General features: G+C 63.7%; 23 protein-coding genes. 15 read left to right on the forward strand and 8 right to left on the reverse strand.

What is annotated here, in order from left to right:
* Positions 1-92: 92 nt before the first annotated feature.
* From AWB81_RS08415 to AWB81_RS08475, 12 genes are all read left to right on the forward strand, one after another.
* Positions 93-1,772, forward strand: coding sequence for a glycosyltransferase family 39 protein (locus AWB81_RS08415; protein WP_062634102.1), 1,680 nt, complete (start codon positions 93-95; stop codon positions 1,770-1,772).
* Positions 1,773-1,839: 67 nt separating this feature from the next.
* Positions 1,840-2,211 carry an SMR family transporter gene (locus AWB81_RS08420; protein ID WP_062634103.1) on the forward strand — a complete coding sequence of 124 codons (372 nt, stop codon included), beginning with the start codon at positions 1,840-1,842 and terminating at the stop codon, positions 2,209-2,211.
* A gap of 27 nt (positions 2,212-2,238) precedes the next feature.
* Positions 2,239-3,399, forward strand: a complete 1,161-nt coding sequence (locus AWB81_RS08425; protein WP_062634105.1) for a DegT/DnrJ/EryC1/StrS family aminotransferase — start codon at positions 2,239-2,241, stop codon at positions 3,397-3,399.
* 30 nt (positions 3,400-3,429) lie between these two features.
* Positions 3,430-4,467, forward strand: a complete 1,038-nt coding sequence (locus tag AWB81_RS08430) for a glycosyltransferase (RefSeq protein ID WP_062634107.1) — start codon at positions 3,430-3,432, stop codon at positions 4,465-4,467.
* Complete coding sequence (locus tag AWB81_RS08435) at positions 4,464-5,450, forward strand: formyltransferase (RefSeq protein WP_062634109.1); 987 nt, start codon at positions 4,464-4,466, stop codon at positions 5,448-5,450. Before AWB81_RS08430 ends, AWB81_RS08435 begins: the two co-directional genes overlap by 4 nt.
* Complete coding sequence (locus AWB81_RS08440; protein WP_062634111.1) at positions 5,447-6,490, forward strand: bifunctional UDP-4-keto-pentose/UDP-xylose synthase; 1,044 nt, start codon at positions 5,447-5,449, stop codon at positions 6,488-6,490. The genes AWB81_RS08435 and AWB81_RS08440 overlap by 4 nt, the downstream gene beginning before the upstream one ends.
* Before the next feature lie 9 nt (positions 6,491-6,499).
* Complete coding sequence (locus AWB81_RS08445) at positions 6,500-7,396, forward strand: polysaccharide deacetylase family protein (protein WP_062634113.1); 897 nt, start codon at positions 6,500-6,502, stop codon at positions 7,394-7,396.
* Between the two features lie 105 nt (positions 7,397-7,501).
* Positions 7,502-7,963: a peroxiredoxin gene (locus AWB81_RS08450; protein WP_062634115.1), complete on the forward strand. Its 462-nt coding sequence runs from the start codon at positions 7,502-7,504 to the stop codon at positions 7,961-7,963.
* A 90-nt stretch (positions 7,964-8,053) separates the two neighbouring features.
* Positions 8,054-8,233 carry a hypothetical protein gene (locus AWB81_RS08455; RefSeq protein ID WP_062634116.1) on the forward strand — a complete coding sequence of 60 codons (180 nt, stop codon included), beginning with the start codon at positions 8,054-8,056 and terminating at the stop codon, positions 8,231-8,233.
* 126 nt (positions 8,234-8,359) lie between these two features.
* Positions 8,360-10,216, forward strand: coding sequence for a PhoH family protein (locus AWB81_RS08465; protein WP_062634117.1), 1,857 nt, complete (start codon positions 8,360-8,362; stop codon positions 10,214-10,216).
* A 179-nt stretch (positions 10,217-10,395) separates the two neighbouring features.
* Positions 10,396-11,346, forward strand: coding sequence for a C40 family peptidase (locus tag AWB81_RS08470; protein ID WP_062634118.1), 951 nt, complete (start codon positions 10,396-10,398; stop codon positions 11,344-11,346).
* A gap of 62 nt (positions 11,347-11,408) precedes the next feature.
* Positions 11,409-12,215 (forward strand): SDR family oxidoreductase, encoded by an 807-nt coding sequence (locus AWB81_RS08475; RefSeq protein ID WP_062634119.1) that lies wholly within the window; start codon positions 11,409-11,411, stop codon positions 12,213-12,215.
* A gap of 38 nt (positions 12,216-12,253) precedes the next feature.
* Here AWB81_RS08475 and AWB81_RS08480 read toward each other — a convergent pair whose 3' ends face one another.
* From AWB81_RS08480 to AWB81_RS08515, 8 genes are all read right to left on the reverse strand, one after another.
* Complete coding sequence (locus tag AWB81_RS08480) at positions 12,254-13,264, reverse strand: inorganic phosphate transporter (RefSeq protein ID WP_062634120.1); 1,011 nt, start codon at positions 13,262-13,264, stop codon at positions 12,254-12,256.
* 107 nt (positions 13,265-13,371) lie between these two features.
* Positions 13,372-13,998 (reverse strand): DUF47 domain-containing protein, encoded by a 627-nt coding sequence (locus AWB81_RS08485; protein WP_062634122.1) that lies wholly within the window; start codon positions 13,996-13,998, stop codon positions 13,372-13,374.
* Positions 13,999-14,147: 149 nt separating this feature from the next.
* Complete coding sequence (locus AWB81_RS08490; RefSeq protein WP_062634124.1) at positions 14,148-15,539, reverse strand: replicative DNA helicase; 1,392 nt, start codon at positions 15,537-15,539, stop codon at positions 14,148-14,150.
* A 121-nt stretch (positions 15,540-15,660) separates the two neighbouring features.
* On the reverse strand, positions 15,661-16,116 hold the full coding sequence (gene rplI, locus AWB81_RS08495) for a 50S ribosomal protein L9 (protein ID WP_062634126.1): 456 nt from the start codon (positions 16,114-16,116) through the stop codon (positions 15,661-15,663).
* Positions 16,117-16,144: 28 nt separating this feature from the next.
* Positions 16,145-16,420: a 30S ribosomal protein S18 gene (rpsR, locus tag AWB81_RS08500; protein WP_062634128.1), complete on the reverse strand. Its 276-nt coding sequence runs from the start codon at positions 16,418-16,420 to the stop codon at positions 16,145-16,147.
* A gap of 2 nt (positions 16,421-16,422) precedes the next feature.
* A complete protein-coding gene (priB, locus tag AWB81_RS08505; protein ID WP_062634130.1) occupies positions 16,423-16,722 on the reverse strand; it encodes a primosomal replication protein N in 300 nt (99 codons plus the stop codon).
* A 32-nt stretch (positions 16,723-16,754) separates the two neighbouring features.
* Complete coding sequence (gene rpsF / locus AWB81_RS08510) at positions 16,755-17,126, reverse strand: 30S ribosomal protein S6 (RefSeq protein ID WP_062634132.1); 372 nt, start codon at positions 17,124-17,126, stop codon at positions 16,755-16,757.
* 182 nt (positions 17,127-17,308) lie between these two features.
* Positions 17,309-18,220 carry a LysR family transcriptional regulator gene (locus tag AWB81_RS08515; protein WP_062634133.1) on the reverse strand — a complete coding sequence of 304 codons (912 nt, stop codon included), beginning with the start codon at positions 18,218-18,220 and terminating at the stop codon, positions 17,309-17,311.
* A gap of 163 nt (positions 18,221-18,383) precedes the next feature.
* On the opposite strand from AWB81_RS08515, the gene gcl reads away from it, so the two are divergent.
* The 3 genes from gcl to AWB81_RS08530 all read left to right on the forward strand — a co-directional run bounded on the left by gcl (position 18,384) and on the right by AWB81_RS08530 (position 21,978).
* The gene (gcl, locus tag AWB81_RS08520) at positions 18,384-20,159 is read left to right on the forward strand and encodes a glyoxylate carboligase (protein WP_062634135.1); all 1,776 of its coding nucleotides are present in this window, start codon (positions 18,384-18,386) and stop codon (positions 20,157-20,159) included.
* Positions 20,160-20,234: 75 nt separating this feature from the next.
* Positions 20,235-21,047: a hydroxypyruvate isomerase gene (gene hyi / locus AWB81_RS08525; RefSeq protein ID WP_062634136.1), complete on the forward strand. Its 813-nt coding sequence runs from the start codon at positions 20,235-20,237 to the stop codon at positions 21,045-21,047.
* A gap of 22 nt (positions 21,048-21,069) precedes the next feature.
* Positions 21,070-21,978, forward strand: coding sequence for a 2-hydroxy-3-oxopropionate reductase (locus tag AWB81_RS08530; protein WP_062634138.1), 909 nt, complete (start codon positions 21,070-21,072; stop codon positions 21,976-21,978).
* Positions 21,979-22,122: the final 144 nt, after the last annotated feature.

Here is a 22,122-nt window from a genome sequence, read left to right on the forward strand (position 1 = left end):
CCGTAAGCGTCGCTTAAGGTTGGTCGAGCGATACTCATGCCCTTTTTTGTTTGCTAGCGCCGCGCGTTGCGGCATCGGACAGGTCGAAACTCATGAACGATACGCCTTCGCGGCTACCGCTCACCCGCCTCTCACTGCTTCTTCTGATTGTCGCGCTCGCCGTGATCTGGTTCGCGCCGCTCGGCCTGCGCCATCTCGTGCCGAGCGACGAGGGCCGCTACGCCGAGATGGCGCGCGAAATGTTCGTCACCGGCGACTGGATCACGCCGCGCTACAACGGCTACAAGTATTTCGAAAAGCCGCCGCTGCAGACCTGGGCGAACGCGCTCACGTTCGCGTGGTTCGGCATCGGCGAATGGCAGGCGCGGCTCTACACGGCGCTCACGGGCTTTGCCGGCGTGCTGCTGATCGGCTACACGGGTGCGCGCGTCTTCAACGGCGTGACGGGATTCTGCACGGCGGCGATTCTCGCGACGTCGCCGTACTGGAACCTGATGGCCCATTTCAACACGCTCGACATGGCCCTGTCGTTCTGGATGGAGCTGACGCTGTGCGCGCTGCTGCTCGCCCAGCGCCCCGGCCTGCCGACCCGTCAGGTGCGCCTGTGGATGTGGCTCTGCTGGGGCGCGATGGCGGCAGCGCTGCTCTCGAAGGGCCTGATCGGCGTCATCCTGCCGGGCGCGGTGCTCGTGCTCTATTCGCTCATCACACGCGACTGGGCGCTCTGGAAGCGGCTTTATATCGGCAGCGGGCTGATCGTGTTCCTGATCGTGGCAGCGCCGTGGTTCGTCCTCGTGCAGATGAAGAATCCCGAATTCTTCAATTTCTTCTTCATCGTCCAGCAGTTCAAGCGCTATCTGACGCCCGAGCAGAACCGTCCCGGACCGCTCTACTACTTCGTGCCCGTGCTGATCGTCGGCTTTTTGCCGTGGCTCTCGATCGTCTATCAGAGCACGCGCCATGCGCTCAAGGTGCCGCGCCAGCCGAACGGCTTCGCGCCCGTGCCGCTCCTCCTGATCTGGACGGTCTTCATCTTCCTGTTCTTCAGCGCGTCGCACTCGAAGCTGCTCTCGTACACGCTGCCGATCGCCCCCTCGATTGCCCTCGTGCTCGGCATCTACCTTCCGCTCGTTACGCGCGTACAGTGGCACCGGCATCTGATCGGCTACGCGGTGTTCCTGATCGCCGCGGCGTTCGGCGCGATTTTTCTCGGCCGCGCGGGCAGCGCACATACGCCGAACGCGCTCTATCGCGCGTTTCAGGTCTGGGTGTACGCGGGCCTCGCGGTCGCGTTCGTCGTGACGCTCGTCGCGATCTGGCTGAATCGCCGCAGCACGATCGCGGCCGCGGTTGCGCTTGGCACGGCCTGGCTTCTGCTCGGGACCATCGCGGGAACGGGCCACGACGTGTTCGGCCGCGAAAGCTCGGGCGTGAAGCTCGTGCCGGCGGTCAAGGCCGCGATGGCGAAGCTGCCGCCCGACACGCCGTTCTACTCGATCGCGAAGCTCGATCACACGATGCCGTTCTACCTCGGCCACACGATGATCATGGTGCAGGAGGCCGACGAACTGCGCTTCGGAGTCGCAACCGAGCCGCAGAAGTGGGTGCCGACGATCGACGATTGGATAAAGCGCTGGGACGCCGACCGCTACGCGCTCGCGCTGATGCCGTCCGGACGCTACGACGAGCTGCTTGCCCGTCACGTGCCGATGCAGGTGATCGCGCAGGACGACCGGCGCGTGATCGTGCAAAAGCCCGTCCAGGCGCCGTAGTCGTGCAACAATTCGCACGCCCGTTCCAGAATCCGATGTTCAGGCCCCGAGCCTTCAACTGTCCACGATGAATCCGATATCCTTCATTTGCATCATCATCGGCGTATTGTTGAACGCCGGCGCGCAGTTGCTGCTCAAAGCAGGCGTCAACGCCGTCGGGCATTTCGAATTCAGCCGCGCCAACATTCTGCCCATCGGCTTCAAGATTGCGACGCAGTGGCCGATCATCGGCGGGCTCACGTGCTACGTGTTCAGCGTGGCCGTGTGGATCATCGGCCTGTCGCGTGTGGACGTGTCGGTGGCCTACCCGATGCTCTCGCTCGGCTACGTCGTCAACGCCTTCGCGGCATGGTATTTGTTCGGCGAGGTGCTGTCGGTGCAGCGGCTCATCGGGATCGGGATCATTCTCATCGGCGTCGCCGTTTTGGCGCGCGGCTGAAAACCTTTACTTTTAAGCAGACAGTCCATGAATCAGACATCGCTGCCCTTTTTGCCGTTTGTGCGCCCCGAAATCGACGAGGAGACGATTGCGGGCGTCGCGGACGTGCTGCGTTCCGGCTGGATCACGACCGGCCCGCAGAACCAGCAGTTCGAAGCCGAATTGTCGGCGTATTGCGGCGGCCGGCCGGTGCGCTCGTTCAATTCCGGCACGGCGACGATGGAAATCGGCTTGCGGATCGCGGGCGTCGGCGCGGGCGACGAAGTCATCACCACGCCGATGACGTGGGTATCCACTAGCAACGTGATCCTGGAAACGGGCGCGACGCCGGTTTTCGCCGACATCGACCCGGTCACGCGCAACATCGACCTCGGCTTGCTGGAAAAGGCCATCACGCCGCGCACCAGGGCGATCATGCCGGTGTACCTGGCGGGCCTGCCCGTCGACATGGACCGGCTCTACGAGATCGCGCGCGCCCACAAGCTGCGCGTGATCGAGGACGCCGCGCAGGCGTTCGGCTCGACCTGGCGCGGCAGGCGCATCGGCTCGTTCGGCGACATCGTCTCCTTCAGCTTCCACGCGAACAAGAACGTGACGTCGATCGAAGGCGGCGCGCTCGTGCTGAACAACGAGGAAGAAGCGGTCATCGCACAGAAATACCGGCTGCAGGGCATCACGCGCACGGGCTTCGACGGCATGGACTGCGACCTGCTCGGCGGCAAGTACAACCTGACCGATGTCGCGGCGCGCGTCGGCCTGGGTCAGTTAAAGCACGTGGAGCGCTTCACGGAACAACGCCGGCGGCTCGCGCGCGCCTATTTCGAGGCGTTCGCGGGCGGCGCGGCGACAGCGCTCGGCGTACAGTTTCCGGTGCAGAACTTCACCGACAGCAACTGGCACATGTTCCAGATCGCGCTGCCGCTCGAACGCCTTACGCTCACGCGCTCGGAATTCATGGCGCAGATGAAGGAGCGCGGCATCGGCACGGGCGTGCACTATCCGGCGCTGCATCTGTTCACGCTGTACCGGGCGCGCGGCTTCCACGAGGGCATGTTCCCGCATGCGGAGAAGCTCGGCGCATCGACGGTCACGCTGCCGCTTTTCACGCTGATGACGCAGGACGACGTGACGCGCGTGGTCCGCGCGGTCGACGAAATCTGCGAGCTGTACGGCAAGCACGGCACCTAAACCCAAGACCCCTAGGGAAACCAGCGCAACATGAGTCATACGGATTTTCTGCCGGCGGCGCCCGAAGTTTCGGTCGTCATCCCGGTCTACAACGAGGAAGCGGGCCTGGCCGCGCTGTTCGAGCGCCTCTACCCGGCGCTCGATGCCCTCGATGCGTCGTATGAAGTCATCTTCATCAACGACGGCAGCCGCGACAAGTCGGCGGCGCTCCTCGCGCAGCAGTTCCACGTGCGTCCCGACACGACCCGCGTGATCCTGCTCAACGGCAACTACGGCCAGCACATGGCGATTCTCGCGGGCTTCGAACAGTCGCGCGGCGAGATCGTCGTGACGCTCGACGCCGATTTGCAGAACCCGCCCGAGGAGATCGGCAAGCTCGTCACGAAGATGCGCGAAGGCTACGACTACGTCGGCACCATCCGCCAGCAGCGGCAGGACAGCCTGTGGCGCAAGAAGGCATCGCGGATGATGAACCGCCTGCGCGAGCGCATCACGCACATCAAGATGACCGACCAGGGCTGCATGCTGCGCGCGTACAGCCGGCACATCATCGACACGATCAACCGCTGCGGCGAGATCAACACGTTCATTCCCGCGCTGGCGTACACGTTCGCGCAGAACCCGATCGAAGTCGATGTCGCGCACGAGGAGCGCTTCGCGGGCGAGTCGAAATATTCGCTCTACAGCCTGATCCGCCTGAACTTCGACCTCGTCACGGGCTTCTCGGTCGTGCCGCTGCAATGGCTGTCGTTCATCGGCGTGATCCTCTCGGTCGGCTCGGCGGCGCTGTTCCTGCTGCTGTTGATTCGCCGCTTCATGTTCGGCGCGGAAGTCCAGGGTGTGTTCACCCTCTTCGCCATCACGTTCTTCATGCTCGGCGTGATCATCTTCGCGCTCGGCCTGCTCGGCGAATACATCGGCCGCATCTATCAGCAGGTGCGCGCGCGTCCGCGCTATCTGGTACAGACGATCCTCGAGCAGCGCGACGGCCATACGAGCGTCCACAAGCCGCTGCAGGAAGCCGTGCACACGATCGGCGTCGTGCAGCGCGAGGAACAGGGACGATGAAACCGCGCGCCGTTGTCTTCGCGTATCACAATGTCGGCGTGCGCTGCCTGCAGGTGCTGCTCGCGCGCGGCGTGGACGTCGCGCTCGTCGTGACGCACGAGGACAGCCCGACCGAGAACATCTGGTTCGGCAGCGTGGCGTCGGTGGCGGCGGAGCATGGCATCGACGTCATCACGCCCGCCGATCCGAAAGCGCCCGCAGTCTTCGATGCGGTGAACGCCGTAGCGCCCGATTTCATCTTCTCGTTCTATTACCGGCACATGCTGCCGGTGGACCTGCTCGCGACCGCCAGGCGCGGCGCGTACAACTTGCACGGTTCGCTCCTGCCGAAGTATCGCGGCCGCGTGCCAACCAACTGGGCGGTGCTCAACGGCGAAACGGAAACTGGCGCGACGCTGCACGAGATGGCGGCGAAGCCCGACGCCGGCGCGATCGTCGCGCAGACGCCGGTGCCGATCCTCCCTGACGACACCGCCGCCCAGGTATTCGACAAGACTACTGTCGCCGCCGAGCAGACACTCTGGCGCGCGTTGCCGGCGCTGCTGGTGGGCGAGGCGCCGCATCTGCCGAACGATCTCGCCACCGGCAGCTACTTCGGCGGCCGCAAGCCCGAGGACGGCCGCATCGACTGGGCGCAGCCGGCGCAGAACGTGTACAACCTGATCCGCGCGGTCGCGCCGCCCTATCCCGGCGCGTTCACCGATATCGGCGGCGAGCGCTTCATCGTCGCGCGGGCGCGGCTCGTGCCCGAGAGCGGCTTGCCGGGCTTGAGCGCGGAGAGCTTACGCACCGTCTCGAATTTGCCCGCGGGGCTTGCCGTGGCGGATAATGCGCTGTTTGGCGTCTGCGGCGATCGCCGCGTCATCGCCATCCGCGAATTGCGGCATCAGCAGCGAGCCGGCAGCGCGGACCCAGCCGACGGCGAACGCGTCGTCAGTCCCGCCGAATTCGGCCGAATCACTCAATCCACTCGTCATTCATGAAAAAAGTCCTGATCCTGGGTGTCAACGGCTTCATCGGCCATCACCTGTCCAAGCGCATCCTCGAAACGACCGACTGGGAAGTCTTCGGGATGGACATGCAAACCGACCGCCTCGGCGACCTCACGAATCACGAGCGGATGCACTTCTTCGAAGGCGACATCACGATCAACAAGGAGTGGGTCGAGTATCACGTGAAGAAGTGCGACGTGATCCTGCCGCTCGTCGCGATCGCCACGCCCGCGACCTACGTGAAGCAGCCGCTGCGCGTGTTCGAACTCGACTTCGAGGCGAACCTGCCGATCGTGCGTTCGGCCGTGAAGTACGGCAAGCACCTGGTGTTTCCGTCGACCTCGGAAGTCTATGGCATGTGCACCGACGAGCAGTTCGACCCGGAAGAGTCGCTGCTGTCGTATGGCCCGATCAACAAGCCGCGCTGGATCTACGCGTGCTCGAAGCAGCTGATGGATCGCGTGATCTGGGGCTACGGCATGGAAGGGCTGAACTTCACCCTGTTCCGTCCGTTCAACTGGATCGGCCCGGGCCTCGACTCCATCTACACGCCGAAGGAAGGCAGCTCGCGCGTGGTCACGCAGTTTCTCGGCCACATCGTGCGCGGCGAGAACATCAGCCTGGTCGACGGCGGAGCGCAGAAACGCGCGTTCACCGATATCGACGACGGCATCGGCGCGCTGATGAAGATCATCGAGAACAAGGACGGCATCGCGACGGGCAAGATCTACAACATCGGCAATCCGGCGAACAACTTCTCTGTGCGCGAACTTGCGCACAAGATGCTCAAGCTCGCGAACGAGATTCCGGAATACGCGCAGAGCGCCAAGGACGTGCAACTCGTCGAGACCTCGTCGGGCGCTTATTACGGCACGGGCTACCAGGACGTGCAGAACCGCGTCCCGAAGATCGACAACACGATGCAGGAACTCGACTGGAAGCCGCTCGCCACGATGGACGATGCACTGCGCAAGATTTACGAGGCGTATCGCGGCCACGTCGGCGACGCCCGCAAGCTGGTCGAAGGCTGAGGCTCACGCGTGGCCCGGATCGTCCTGAAGATCGACGTCGACACGCTGCGCGGCACGCGTGAAGGCGTGCCCAATCTCGCGCGCCTGCTCGACAAGTACAGCGCCCGCGCCACGTTTCTTTTCAGCCTCGGGCCGGATCACACCGGCTGGGCGCTGCGGCGCGTGTTCCGGCCAGGGTTCCTGAAGAAGGTGTCGCGCACGTCGGTCGTCGAGCATTACGGCGTCAAGACGCTGATGTACGGCGTGCTGCTGCCCGGACCCGATATCGGGCGGCATGCCGTCGCCGAGATGCGCGCGATCCACGAAGCCGGCTTCGAATGCGGCATCCACACGTGGGACCACGTCTATTGGCAGGATAACGTGCGTGCGCGCGACCGCGCGTGGACCGTCGCGCAGATGCAGCAGAGCCATGCGCGCTTCATCGAGATATTCGGTGCGCCGCCCGTCACGCACGGCGCGGCCGGCTGGCAGATGAACGGCCACGCGTTCGAGCAGATCGACGCGTGGGGCATGCAGTATGCTTCCGACGGCCGTGGACACACGCCGTATATCCCCGTGCTGGACGGCCGCACGCTCAGGCACATCCAGATGCCGACCACGCTCCCGACGCTCGACGAAGTACTGGGCGTCGACGGCATCGACGTCGGCAATGTCGCGGCCCATCTGCTGCGCCATACGGCGAACAATCCGCACGATCAGGTTTTCACGCTGCATGCGGAACTCGAAGGGCAGAAGCTCGCGCCCGTCTTCGATCAACTGCTCGCCGGCTGGCGGGCGCAGGGACACGGCTTCGCGACGATGGGCGACTATCACGCGACGCTAGACCGCTCGACACTGCCCACGTACCCTGTGACGTGGGGCGAAATTCCGGGCCGCGCGGGCGAACTGATCGTCCAGCCGGGCTGAAAGTCGGCCTTTGCGGTGGCGTCATCGGGCGCCGCTCGCCCCTCGCTTGGCCTTGAATCCGGTCAACCCGGCTTCAGGCACCCCACAACAACAGGAGAAACGTTCGTGCCGATTGCAGTCGACCAGCCCGTCCCCGATTTCACCGCGCCCTCGACGGCAGGTGTTTTTACGCTTTCCAGCCTGCGTGGCAAAAAGGTCGTCCTCTTTTTCTATCCCAAGGACAACACGCCCGGCTGCACGACGGAAAGCCTGCAGTTCCGCGACCTGTATCCGCAATTCCAGGCGGCAGGCGCCGAAGTGGTCGGCATTTCGCGCGACAGCCTCAAGTCGCACGACAACTTCAAGGCGAAGCTCGAACTGCCGTACGCGCTGGTGTCGGATGCCGACGAAGCGATCTGCGCGCTCTTCGGCGTCATCAAAATGAAGAAAATGTATGGCAAGGAAGTACGCGGCATCGAACGTTCGACCTTCCTCGTCGACGCCGACGGCGTGCTGCGCCACGAGTTTCGCGGGGTGAAAGTGCCCGGGCACGTCGAAGCCATTGTGGACGCTGTACAAGCGCTTTGAGGCCGGTTATATTGGTTCTCAATGAGCGCCTGTCCACCCCATTCCTCCTGCCGTAGCGCCCGCCACCACGCGCCTTTCAGCGCGGTCGGCATGGACCCGGGCTACGTGGCGAAGGAGAGCGTGAGGCGCCTCTTGATCGATGTCGAGCCGCTGTTTCCCATCATCGGGACGGCGGCTTTTTTGTTTGCGTCGCGAATACGCCACGCCTCCGGCGCCCGGCTCGTGACGTCAGTTTCTCAAGCAACCTCCAAGGAGCCGATCGAAACCTAGGCGAACCGGCGTTTTCGACAACGAAGCGCGTCTCCGGGCGCAAACTGCACGATCCGTACTACGGCTTACCAGCAGGATGCGACAGGCGGCGCACGATACACGACCCGATTCCTTTCGAGGGAAACCATGCCTTTGCCTACCGCCCCCGCCAAGCTCGGCAACCTCCTGCCGTCTGAAGAATACAAAGCCAAAGCCCGGCCTGCGAAACAGTCGAAGAAGCAGGAAGGCGATGAACCCGAGGTCGCCGAGTACGGCTCGGCTGCCGTCGGCAGCGCCCGGCCCGCCGCGAACGCGGCGAGCGCGCTGCACGCCGTAGCGAGCGAGACGATCGCGCGCGCCAAGGCCGCGCCCGCCGCGGCCAAGACGGAGACGCCAGCGCCCGCCGCGCGCAGCCGTCGCTCGAAACAGACCGCAGCCCTGTTGCAGCCGGCACCGGCGCCGAGCGTCGATGAAGACGAAGTCGTCAAGCCCGTCGCGCGCGAAGCACGCGGCGAAGCGCGTGGCGAAACATCCGCGCCGGCAGCGCCTGCAGCCGTCGCCGAGTCGCGCGCGCAGAACAAGCGCCGTCAGCGCGGCCAGCCGGAAGTGGAGATGCGCAAGCTCTTCGTGCTCGACACCAACGTGCTGATGCACGATCCGAGTTCGCTCTTCCGCTTCGAGGAACACGACGTCTATCTGCCGATGATGACGCTCGAGGAACTCGACAACCACAAGAAGGGCATGTCCGAAGTCGCGCGCAATGCGCGGCAGGTGAGCCGCACGCTGGATGCGCTCGTCGCGCATGTCGGCGAGATGTCGGCGGGGCTGCCGCTGTCGTCGCAGGGCAATCGCGACGCACTTGGCCGCCTCTACTTCCAGACGACCCTCACGCATATCGAGCCGGTCGAAGGCCTGCCCGTCGGCAAGGCGGACAACCAGATCCTCGGCGTCGTGCGCGCGCTGCAGAAAGAGCGCGAGGACCGTCAGGTCGTGCTGGTGTCGAAGGACATCAACATGCGCATCAAGGCGCATGCGCTGGGCCTGCCCGCCGAGGATTACTTCAACGACCAGGTTCTCGAAGACAAGGACCTGCTCTATTCCGGCGTGCGAGCGCTGCCCCAGGACTTCTGGACCAAGCACGCGAAGGGCATGGAAAGCTGGCAGGACACCAAGACCGGCACGACGTATTACCGCGTGACGGGGCCGCTCTGCGCATCGATGCTCGTCAACGAGTTTGTTTATCTGGAGCCGCAGAATGGCGAGCCGTCGTTCCATGCGGTTGTGCGCGAACTCAACGGCAAGACGGCGCTCCTGCAGACGCTGCGCGACTACGGCCATCACAAGAACAATGTGTGGGGCATCACGGCGCGCAATCGCGAGCAGAATTTCGCGCTGAACCTGCTGATGAACCCGGAAGTCGATTTCGTCACGCTGCTCGGCCAGGCGGGTACCGGCAAGACGCTGATGGCGCTCGCCGCCGGCCTCGCGCAGGTGCTTGACGACAAGCGCTACAACGAGATCATCGTAACGCGCGCGACGGTTCCGGTCGGCGAGGACATCGGCTTTCTGCCGGGCACCGAGGAAGAGAAGATGCAGCCGTGGATGGGCGCGTTCGACGACAACCTCGAAGTACTGCAGAAAACCGACGACGCCGCCGGCGAATGGGGCCGTGCAGCGACGCAGGAACTGATCCGCTCGCGCCTGAAGGTGAAGAGCATGAACTTCATGCGCGGCCGGACGTTCGTCGACAAATACGTGATCATCGACGAAGCGCAGAACCTGACGCCCAAGCAGATGAAGACGCTCGTCACCCGCGCGGGTCCGGGCACGAAGATCATCTGTCTCGGCAACATCGCGCAGATCGACACGCCTTATCTGACCGAGGGCAGTTCGGGGCTCACCTACGTGGTCGACCGCTTCAAGGGCTGGACGCACAGCGGTCACGTGACGCTCGCGCGCGGCGAGCGCTCGCGGCTAGCGGACTACGCGTCCGACATCCTGTAAGGCGTTACGACGCGGTTTCAAACGGCCCGGCAGCTTTCCGCCGGGCCGTTTTTCTTTGGGGTTCGTCCTGGACGCGCAACACTTGGCGCGCATTCTTCATGTAAAACATCAGGAAAACTTGCTGGAGCCCCGTGCGGCGGGCTAGTATCGGCAGACTGCCCTGCGCTCGTCCCTCTGAAATGCGTCGATTCTGGTTCTCGCTGCTCGTTACGATTCTGCTCGCCGCCTGTGGCAGCGCGCCGCAGAACGTATCGCGCAAACCCGCCTCCAGTTCGACCGCCAGCCGTACCTTCCCCACACCCTCCGGTTTCCCCAATTTCGTCGATCACAGCGTCGGGCGCGAAGAGATTTCGATTCAGGCGATGTCGCTCGTGGGCGTTCCGTATCGCTGGGGCGGGAATACGCCCGACGCCGGCTTCGATTGCAGCGGGCTCGTGCGGTATGTAGTGGACCGGGCGGCGTCGGTGAACCTGCCCCGCACGACCGCCGACATGAGCAGCCGCGGCGAATCGGTCGAGCCGGACGAAGTCGCGCCCGGCGACCTGATCTTCTTCAACACGACCGGACGGCCGCATTCGCATGTGGGCATCTATGTCGGCAAGCTGCGATTCGTGAACGCGCCGTCGACGGGCGGCACCGTGCGGCTCGACTACCTGACGAATCCGTACTGGGCGAAGCGCTTCGATGGAATCCGGCGCGTCGCGCCGCCGAAGTCCACGCCAACACCGTTCGACGGGCCGACTTATCTCGCGTCGCCGGGGAATGCCGCGCCTTCAGCCACGGTTGTCGATCGGACGGAAGCGCCGGCGCAAACGCGCGTGGTGAATGCCACCCACGCTGCGCCTTCGGATCGTTTCGAGCCGTCCGCGGTGCAATCGCAAGCCCGCATGGCAGGCGCCACAGTCGATCCACGCGCGCAGCCGCAAGGCGCGAGTGCCGCCGACCAGTTCGAACCGCCGCCATCGGCACTCGCGGCAGCGCAGCGACAGGCGGGGGCCGCCGGCGCGGTATCGCCCGCCGAACCGCCCGCTCGCGTGATGCGCGCATCGACCGGCACGCTTGCTGCACCGCGTCCGAGCACGCCTCCCGCCGACGATCCGATCGCCCGCTTCGCCACCGGCAGCGACTAACCTTTGTCCGCGCGTCTCTGCTATCGTGTCCGATTATCTCGGCTAGATAGGAGCGCAACGTCATGGACCTGGGACTTGCCGGCAAGGTCGTCCTGATTACGGGCGGCAGCAAGGGAATCGGTTTCGCTTGCGCACGCGCATTCGCGAACGAAGGCGCCAAAGTCGCGATCGTGTCGCGCGATGCGGCCAACCTCGCCCGCGCCCGCGAGCAACTGGCCAACGAGGGCCATCACGTGCATCTCGCCCGCGCCGACCTCCACGAAGCGCACAGCGCGCAGGATATCGTCGAGGAAGCGACCGGCGCGCTCGGTCCCATCGACATCCTCATCAACAGCGCGGGCGCGGCGAAGCGCTACGACCCCGACACGCTCGATGCCGCCGCGTTCAAGGCGGCGATGGACGCCAAATATTTCTCCTACGTCTATCCGCAGCAGGCCGTGCTGAAGCAGATGGCCGAGCGCGCGCGGGCGAACCCGAAGGCGGAACCGGGGGTCATCGTCAATATCATCGGGATGGGCGGCAAGATCGCGAGCGACATCCATATCGCGGGCGGCGCGGCAAACGCTGCGCTGATGCTCGCGACAGTCGGCCTCGCGCACCACTATGCGAAGCTCGGCATCCGCATCAACGCGATCAATCCGGGTGCTACGCTGACCGAACGCGTCGAGGAAGCGCTCGCGCTCGAGGCGCAGCAACAGGGCATCACGCGCGACGAGGCGCTTGAGCGCAGTCAGGCGAACGTGCCGCTCGGGCGCTATGCAAAACCGGAGGAAATCGCCGACGTCGCGCTCTTTCTGGCGAGCCGCCGCGCGAGTTATGTATCGGGCGCGATCATCCCGATGGACGGAGTCTCTGCGCCGCTCATCTGAGCGGCGCAGGCGCTTGCTCCGTCAAAGGCAGGAAGCCGTCAAAGGAAGTGGTGGCCGAACCACCAGCCAGCGGCCGCGAGCGCGGCCGAGGCGGGAATCGTCAGAATCCAGGCCCACACGATGTTGCCCGCGACACCCCAGCGCACCGCGCTGAACTTCTGCGTCGCGCCGACGCCGACGATCGCGCCGGTAATCGTGTGCGTCGTCGACACCGGAATGCCGAGGAACGAGGCGACGAACAGCGTGATCGCCCCGCCCGTTTCCGCGCAGAAGCCGCCGACCGGCTTCAGCTTCGTGATCTTCTGGCCCATCGTACGCACGATCCGCCAGCCGCCGAAGAGCGTGCCGAGCCCCATCGACAGATAACAGCCGCCGATTACCCACACGGGAGGCGCATCCGAGCTCGCCGACGCGTAGCCGGTTGCGATCAGCAGCATCCAGATGATGCCGATGGTCTTCTGCGCGTCGTTGCCGCCGTGGCCGAGCGAATACAGTCCCGCCGAGACGAGCTGCAGGCGCCGGAATCGCCGGTCGACGCGCGAGGGCGGTGTGCGGAAATACATCCACGACACGAGCAGCATGAAGAACGAGCCCAGCACGAAGCCGAGCAGCGGCGAGATGAAGATGAACGAAACGGTTTTGAGGAGGCCGTCGACGTTGAGCGAACTCCAGCCCGATTTCGCCAGCGCCGCGCCGACGAGACCGCCGATCAGTGCATGCGACGAACTCGACGGAATGCCGTAATGCCACGTGACGATGTTCCAGCCGATCGCGCCGACGAGCGCGCCGAAGATCACGTAATGGTCGACGATATTCGGATCGATCGTGCCCTTCCCGACCGTGGCCGCCACCTTCAGGTGGAAGATGAAATAAGCGATGACGTTGAATGCGGCGGCGAACGCGACCGCCTGTTGCGGCTTGAGCACGCCGGTCGAGACGACCGTGGCGATGGAGTTGGCGGCGTCGTGAAAGCCGTTCATGAAGTCGAACACGAGTGCGACGAGAACGAGCGTGGCGACTGCCCAGATTGCGAGTTGAATCGAATGCATCGGTGGTGGTTGTTTAACCCGTTTTTTTGACGCTGTTTGCGGCGGATTGCAGCTTCACGCCAGCCGCGCAGAGGATACCCGCGCGGCCGCGGCGCCGCGTTCCGGCTTCAGGCGTTTTCCAGCACGATGCCTTCGATGATGTTCGCGACGTCTTCGCACTTGTCGGTGATCGTCTCCAGCAGCTCGTAGATCGCCTTCAGCTTGATGAGCGTCTTCACGTCGTCTTCCTCGCGGAAGAGCTTCGACATTGCCGAGCGCAGCACGCGGTCGGCATCCGATTCCAGGCGGTCGATTTCCTCGGTGATCTTCAGGATCTCGCTTGCGCGCTTCATGTCGGCGAGCAGTTCCACGGCCTTCTGCACCCGGATCGACGTAGCCGTGCAAATGTGCGCGAGCTGGCTTGCCTCGGAGGTCACCTGGCGCACGTCGTACAGGAAGATGGCGGTGGCGACGTCTTCCATCAGGTCGAGGATGTCGTCCATCGTCGTGATCAGCTTGTGGATCTCGTCGCGATCAAGCGGCGTGATGAACGTCTTGTGCAGCAGGTCGATGGTTTCGTGCGTGAGCTTGTCCGCGCGTTTTTCGTTCGTCTGAACGTTCTGCTTGTGGATCTCCGCGTCGTCGAGGTTGTCGATCAGCAGTTCGAGCTCGCGGCTCGCATCGACGATGCACTTCGCGTGCGCGTTGAAGATTTCGAAGAATTTGCCCTCGGTGGGCATGAAACGACCGAACATGAAAATCCCGATAGATGGGTCAATACGATGGCTGACATCAAACCGTCATATTGTACCTTTGCGAGACAGCCGGTGCATCCGCGCCGGCTGTCGCAGTTATGGCATGAAGACCGCACGATGGCGGCCGATTGACGCAACGAGCGGCCTTTTTACTCGCTGCCGTAGAAATTCTGTGCGCCGGCAAAGTTGTCGAACTTGGTGTACTGGCCGTGGAAGGTCAGGCGCACCGGCCCGATCGGACCGTTACGCTGCTTGCCGATGATGATTTCCGCCGTGCCCTTGTCGGGGCTGTCCGGATTGTAGACTTCGTCGCGATAGATGAAGAGGATCACGTCCGCGTCCTGCTCGATGGCGCCCGATTCGCGCAGGTCCGACATGATCGGGCGCTTGTTCGGACGCTGTTCGAGTCCGCGATTCAGCTGCGAAAGCGCGATCACCGGCACGTCGAGTTCCTTCGCGAGGCTCTTGAGCGAGCGCGAGATTTCCGAGATTTCGGTCGCGCGGTTTTCGCCGCTGTTGCCCGAACCGCTCATCAGCTGCAAATAGTCGATGATGATGAGACCGAGCTTGCCGCACTGCCGCGCGAGACGCCGCGCGCGCGAACGCAGTTCCATCGGATTGAGGCCGCCGGTTTCGTCGATGAAAAGCTGCGCCTCGCTCATTTTCTGCACCGCGTGCGTGAGCTTCGGCCAGTCTTCGTCGGTCAGACGCCCGGTGCGCATGCGGTGCTGGTCGAGACGGCCGACCGAGCCGAGCATACGCATCGTGAGCTGGGTGCCCGGCATTTCCATCGAGAACACTGCGACCGGCAGTCCGTACTCGACGGCCACGTATTCGCCGACGTTCATCGAGAACGCGGTCTTGCCCATCGAAGGCCGACCCGCCACGATGATCAGTTCGCCGCCGTGCATGCCCGAGGTCATGCGATCGAGGTCGACGAAGCCGGTCGGCGTGCCGGTGACGTCGCTCGGATTGGCCGTGTGATAGAGCGTGTCGATGCGCTCGACGACCTGCGTCAGGAGCGGCCCGATCTCGAGAAAGCCCTGCGTGCCGCGCGCGCCGTCCTCGGCGATCGAGAACACTTTCGCCTCGGCTTCGTCGAGCAGTTGGCGCACTTCCTTGCCTTGCGGATTGAAGGCGTCGGCGGAAATTTCGTCGGCCACCGAGACGAGCCGCCGCAACACCGCACGGTCGCGCACGATCTCGGCGTAACGCCGGATGTTCGCGGCGCTCGGCGTGTTCTGCGCAAGCGCGTTCAGGTACGCGAGGCCGCCCACTTCGTCCGCCTTGCCTGACGAGGCAAGCGCTTCGTGCACGGTGATCACGTCGGCGGGACGCGTTGCGGCGATCAGCCTCCCGATGTGTTCGTAAATGATCCGATGGTCGTAGCGATAGAAATCGCCATGCGACATGACATCGGCGATACGGTCCCAGGCAGCGTTGTCCAGCAGCAGGCCACCGATCACGGACTGTTCGGCTTCGATCGAATGCGGCGGGACTTTCAGCGCATCGAGTTGCGGATCTTTCGACGGAGCGTTCATGGGGTGGAATTATCGATGAAATGGCCGGCTGCGGCCAACAAAAAAGGCAGGAACCGCGCGCGGTTCCTGCCCTTCTTTTCCTGCTTTTCGCGACGAGCGCCAGTGCTGGCGCTCGCGGCCTTTAGGCGTGCTCGCCCAGCACCGACACCGTGACGTCGACAACGACGTCCGTGTGCAGCGCGACTTGCACCGCGTGGTCGCCGACCATCTTCAGCGGGCCTTCCGGCATGCGAACCTGCGCCTTTTCGACTTCGGCGAAGCCTTGCTTCTTCAGCGCGTCGGCGATGTCCGCGTTCGTGACCGAACCGAACAGGCGGCCGTCGACACCGGCCTTCTGCGAGATCTGCACGGTCGAGCCGTTCAGCTTTTCGCCTTGTGCTTGCGCGGCGGTCAGCTTTTCAGCGGCGACCTTTTCCAGCTCGGCGCGGCGGACTTCGAATTCGGCGATTGCGTCCTTCGTTGCACGGCGGGCCTTCTTGCCCGGAATCAGGAAGTTACGTGCGTAACCGTCCTTGACCTTGACGATGTCGCCCAGGTTGCCCAGGTTGACGACTTTTTCCAAAAGAATGATTTGCATTTGGCTTGTTCCTTTTTACGTCGTCCGATTAGGCCTTGTGCAGGTCGGTGTACGGCAGCAGCGCGAGGAAACGCGCACGCTTGATAGCCGTGTCGAGCTGACGCTGATAGTGGGCCTTCGTACCCGTCAGGCGTGCCGGCGTGATCTTGCCGTTTTCGCCAATGAAGTCCTTCAGCGTTTCCGTGTCCTTGTAGTCGATGTAATCGACGCTGGCGGCCGTGAAACGGCAGAACTTCTTGCGCTTGAAGAGCGGGTTTTGTTGCTGACGACGCTTGTCGAATTTCTTACCAGTCGGGCGGGGCATGTTCAGTCCTTTCCAATGTCCTGTACTTCTGTGATGTGAAACACCAGGGTTCGTGCGTTGCGGCTCTTTTTTGCCAGAAAGCCGGTGAAGCGCGTTTCCGCGCCCATCTGACAGCTTTCGAGCCTGCCGCTCACCTCACCGGCGGCTACCGCCGGCATCGTCAGTTCGATCTGACGGGGAACGCCCGCTTCGACGACTTCCGTTTGGTGATGCAACGTGCAGCTTGCTATCGGAACGCCGGCGGGTGTGTACCGCACCGGTTCGCGCTCCACGACGCTCGCTGTCAGTTGCAGCCGATTCACTTGGATCCTGGTGGCTGACGAATCGAATCGTCTTAAGCCTGCGCTTCGGACGGCTGCGAGGCCGCCTTCTTGGCTTCTTCGCGCTGCACTTCCTTCATCATCGGCGACGGGCCGGTTTCGGCCTTCTTCATCTTGACGATCAGGTGGCGCAGGACGGCGTCGTTGAACTTGAACGCGTGTTCGAGTTCTTCGAGCGTTGCCTGGTCGCACTCGATGTTCATGCAGACGTAGTGAGCCTTCGCGAGTTTCTCGATCATGTAGGCCAGTTGGCGACGGCCCCAGTCTTCGATACGGTGGATCTGGCCACCGTGCGACGCGATCGTGCCCTTGTAGCGCTCGATCATGGCGGGCACTTGCTCGCTCTGATCGGGATGCACGATAAATACGATTTCGTAATGACGCATATTCACTCCTTGTGCTGACTTGTGGATTGAAGCCACCCGGGCGTCGGACCGGTGCGGCAAGTGAGAAGCCCAAGATTGTAACTGGCGGCCGCCCCGCGCGCAAGCTCGAAGGACATTTCGCGATTTACTTCTACTGTCTTTTCAAGCCTTTAGATCGCGCGGTGCAGCCGAGCGCATGGAAATCACGGCGCGCGGCTCCAGTAATCGGGCTGCGAGTAGATTTCCTTAAGATAATCAATGAAGTAGCGCACTTTCGCCGGAATGTAGCGCTGCTGCGGATAGACGGCGAGGATGTCGTAGTCCGGCAACGCGTATTCGTCGAGGACGGTTTCCAGCTCGCCCGCCGCCAGTTGCCGCTGGATTTCCCACGTCGAGCGCCAGCCGAGCCCGAGTCCTTCGGACATCCACCGGTGCAGCAATTCTCCGTCGTTGCAATCGAGATTGCCCGACACCCGCACGGTCGCGAGCTTGCCGTTGCGCCGGAAATACCAGCCGCGGTTCTGTCCGCCCTGCAGGTTGAACGCGAGACAGTTGTGACCGGGCAGGTCGTCGAGCGATTTCGGCTTGCCGTGCTTCTTGAAGTACGCAGGCGTGCCGCACACCACGCGCCGGTTGTTCGCCAGCTTCACCGCGACGAAGTTCGGATCGACCGCTCCGCCGATGCGGATGGACAAATCGTAGCCCTCGCGCACCAGATCGACGACACGGTCGGTCAGGTTGAACGACATCTGCAATTCGGGCTTGTCGGCGATGAAGGCCGGCGCGTGCGGCGCGACATGCATCCGTCCGAACGCGGCCGGCGCCGACACGATCAGATGCCCGTTTACCGCGCGCCGCCCAGCGGTGAGTTCGTTTTCCGCCTGATCCCATTCCGTCAGGAGATGGCGGCAGCGGTCGAGAAACGCGGCGCCATCCTCGCTGACGACGAGCCGCCGCGTCGACCGGTACATCAGCTTGACGCCTAGGCGCTTCTCCAGCGCGTCGATGCGCCGCCCGAGAATCACCGGCGACACGCCCTCCTCCAGCGCCGCCGCCGCGAGGCTGCCCGCCTCCGCGACGCGCACGAAGGTCTCTATCTGCTTGAAGCGGTCCATCTTCCGTCTCCTGATCGCGGGTCAGCGCGATTCCATACTTTTTGTTTCGAAGAAAGCGACCTGAGCTGATCTTATCAAACCTTTCGTGCGAGCTTAAAGTCCATCTCAGCCCTGCCCAACCGCAGTCAGAAACAATCGGAAGAGATTAAGGAAGGAGACAACCATGGCCAAGATGAGAGCCGTCGACGCAGCCGTACTCGTGCTGGAGAAAGAAGGCATCGACACCGCGTTCGGCGTACCGGGCGCAGCGATCAACCCGTTCTACTCGGCGCTGCGCAAAGCGGGCAGCATCAGCCATGTGCTGGCTCGTCACGTCGAAGGTGCGTCGCACATGGCCGAAGGCTATACGCGAGCCGCACCGGGCAACATCGGCGTGTGTATCGGGACGTCGGGCCCTGCCGGCACCGACATGATCACCGGCCTCTACTCCGCGCAGGCCGATTCGATCCCGATCCTCGCGATCACCGGCCAGGCGCCGCGCGCTCGTCTCTACAAGGAAGACTTCCAGGCCGTCGACATCGAATCGATCGCGAAGCCCGTCACGAAATGGGCCGTCACGGTGCGCGAGCCGGCGCTCGTGCCGCGCGTTTTCCAGCAGGCGTTCCACCTGATGCGCTCGGGCCGTCCGGGCCCGGTGCTGGTCGACTTGCCGATCGACGTGCAGATGGCCGAGATCGAATTCGACATCGACACCTACGAGCCGCTGCCGATCTACAAGCCGAAGGCAACGCGCGCTCAGGTCGAAAAAGCTCTGACGATGTTGAACGACGCCGACAAGCCCCTGATCGTCTCGGGTGGCGGCGTGCTGAACGCAGTGGCTGAAGACCTGCTCGTCGAATTCGCCGAAACGCTCGGCGTGCCCGTGATCCCGACGCTGATGTCGTGGGGCGCGATCCCCGACGACCATCCGCTGATGGCCGGCATGTGCGGCCTCCAGACCTCGCACCGCTACGGCAACGCGACGATGCTCGCCTCCGACTTCGTGCTCGGCATCGGCAACCGCTGGGCGAACCGTCACACGGGCAGCGTCGAGGTGTACACGAAGGGCCGCAAGTTCGTGCACGTCGATATCGAACCGACGCAGATCGGCCGCGTGTTCGGCCCGGATCTCGGCATCGTGTCGGATGCGAAGTTCGCGCTCGAACTCTTCGTGGAAGTGGCGAAGGAATGGAAGGCCGCGGGCAAGCTGAAAGACCGCGGCGAATGGGTGCGCGACTGCCAGCAGCGCAAGGGCACGATGCTGCGCAAGACTCACTTCGAGAACGTGCCGATGAAGCCGCAGCGAGTCTACGAGGAGATGAACCAGGTGTTCGGCCGCGACACGTGCTTCGTCACGACGATCGGTCTTTCGCAGATCGCCGGCGCCCAGTTCCTGCACGTGTTCAAGGCGCGCAACTGGATCAACTGCGGCCAGGCCGGCCCGCTCGGCTGGACGATTCCGGCAGCGCTCGGCGTGCGTGCAGCCGATCCGCAGCGTCCGATCGTCGCACTCTCGGGCGACTACGACTTCCAGTTCATGATCGAGGAACTGGCCGTGGGGGCGCAGTTCAAGCTGCCGTACATCCACGTGGTCGTGAACAACTCGTATCTCGGGTTGATCCGCCAGGCGCAGCGCGGCTTCGAGATGGACTACTGCGTGCAGCTCGCGTTCGACAACATCAACGCGCCTGAACTCGACGGCTACGGCGTCGACCACGTCGCGGTGGCCGAAGGTCTCGGCTGCAAGGCGATCCGCGTGTTCAAGCCGGAAGACATCGCACCGGCGCTCAAGCAGGCTCAGGCGCTGATGAACGAACACCAGGTGCCGGTCGTGGTCGAGATGATCCTCGAGCGCGTGACCAACATCTCGATGGGCACCGAGATCGACGCGATCAACGAGTTCGAGGAACTCGCCGAGAAGAAGGAAGACGCACCCACGGCGATCACGCCGCTCGACTGAAGACTGAAGCACGCGCCGGCGCCGTTCCACGCGCCGGCTGCAACAACCACTGACCGACCATCAGGAAGACAAAACATGCCGAAATTCGCTGCGAACCTGACCATGCTGTTCAACGAAGTCCCGTTCCTCGACCGCTTCGCTGCGGCGGCGGACGCGGGTTTCGAAGCGGTCGAGTTCCTGTTCCCGTATCCATATTCGATCAGCGACCTGCAAAGCCGTCTCGCCGACAACAACCTGAAGCTCGTGCTGCACAACCTGCCCGCGGGCAACTGGGAAGCCGGCGAGCGCGGCATCGCGTGCCTGCCGGACCGTGTCGCCGAGTTCCGCGAAGGTGTCGGACGCGCAATCGAGTATGCGAAGGCGCTGAAGGTGCCGCAACTGAACTGCCTCGTCGGCATTCCGACGGCAGGCGTGAGCCGCGAGCAGGCGCGCGCGACGATCATCGAGAACCTCGGATTCGCCGCGTCGGCGCTGAAGAAGGAAGGCATCCGGCTCCTGGTCGAGCCGTGCAACTCCTACGACATCCCCGGCTTCGCGCTGAACCGCTCGGCCGAAGGCCTCGACGTGATCCGCGCGGTCGGTTCGGACAACCTGTTCCTGCAATACGACATCTATCACATGCAGCGCATGGAAGGCGAACTGGCCGCGACGATCAGGAAGAACCTGCCGTCGATCGCGCATGTCCAGCTCGCCGACAACCCCGGCCGCAACGAACCGGGCACGGGCGAAATCAACTACGCGTTCCTCTTCGCCCTGCTCGACGAGATCGGCTACGACGGCTGGATCGGCTGTGAATACAAGCCGCGAACGAGCACCACCGAAGGCCTTGGCTGGCTTGAGGAAATCGCGGGCTGGCCCGCATCGAGCAACGCGCGCGCTGCTGCTTAAGACATCACGGAGATATTGAAGAATGGCAACAATCGGATTCATCGGCCTCGGCATCATGGGCGCGCACATGGCACGCAACCTTCTGAAGGGCGGGCACAAGCTGGTCGTGAACGGCAAGTTCCCGGTGCCGGACGACATCCGCGCGCAAACGAGCGTGGTGCCCGATTCCACCGCCGTCGCGCTGACGAGCGACATCGTCATCACGATGGTGCCGGATACGCCTGACGTCGCCGCGGTGCTCTTTAGTGACGACGGCGTCGCGAAGGGTCTCTCGAAAGGTAAGCTGGTCATCGACATGAGCTCGATCTCGCCGCTCGACACGCAAGAGTTCGCGAAGAAGATCAACGCGCTCGGCTGCGACTACCTCGATGCGCCGGTATCGGGCGGCGAAGTCGGCGCACGCGAAGCGACGCTCACGATCATGGTCGGCGGCCCGCAGCGCTCGTTCGATATCGCCAAGCCGCTGTTCGATTTGATGGGCAAGAACGTTTCGCTGATTGGCGACAACGGTGCGGGCCAGACTTGCAAGGTCGCGAACCAGATCATCGTGGCGCTCAACATCGAGGCCGTTGCCGAGGCGCTGCTGTTCGCGTCGCGTTCGGGCGCCGATCCGGAGCGCGTGCGCAAGGCACTGATGGGCGGTTTCGCATCATCGCGGATTCTGGAAGTGCACGGCGAGCGCATGACCAAGCGCACGTTCAATCCGGGCTTCCGGATCGAGCTGCACCAGAAGGACCTGAATCTCGCACTCGATGGTGCACGCAAGATGGGCCTCGCCCTGCCGCACACCGCGAGCGCGCAGCAATTGTTCAGCGTATGCGCGTCGAATGGCGGCAAGGCATGGGACCACTCCGCAATGGTGCGTGCGCTCGAAATCATGTCGAATCATAAGGTGGCCGAAGAGCCGGCGGAAGCGGCGAAGGCAGCCTGACCGTGGGGCGTCCCGCGTATGGGCACGCGGGACAACTGCCGCTCTGGGCTGAGAGCGGCAAGTGGGGTCCGAGAGCGGCACCCGGCGGCGCCGGGGAAGCCTTGGTCGGTCAGACGGTTTCGTCGGGTGTCCGCGTCGGATTCT

The sequence above is a fragment of the Caballeronia arationis genome, assembly GCF_001544975.2.
In the GTDB taxonomy this organism is placed as follows: domain Bacteria; phylum Pseudomonadota; class Gammaproteobacteria; order Burkholderiales; family Burkholderiaceae; genus Caballeronia; species Caballeronia arationis.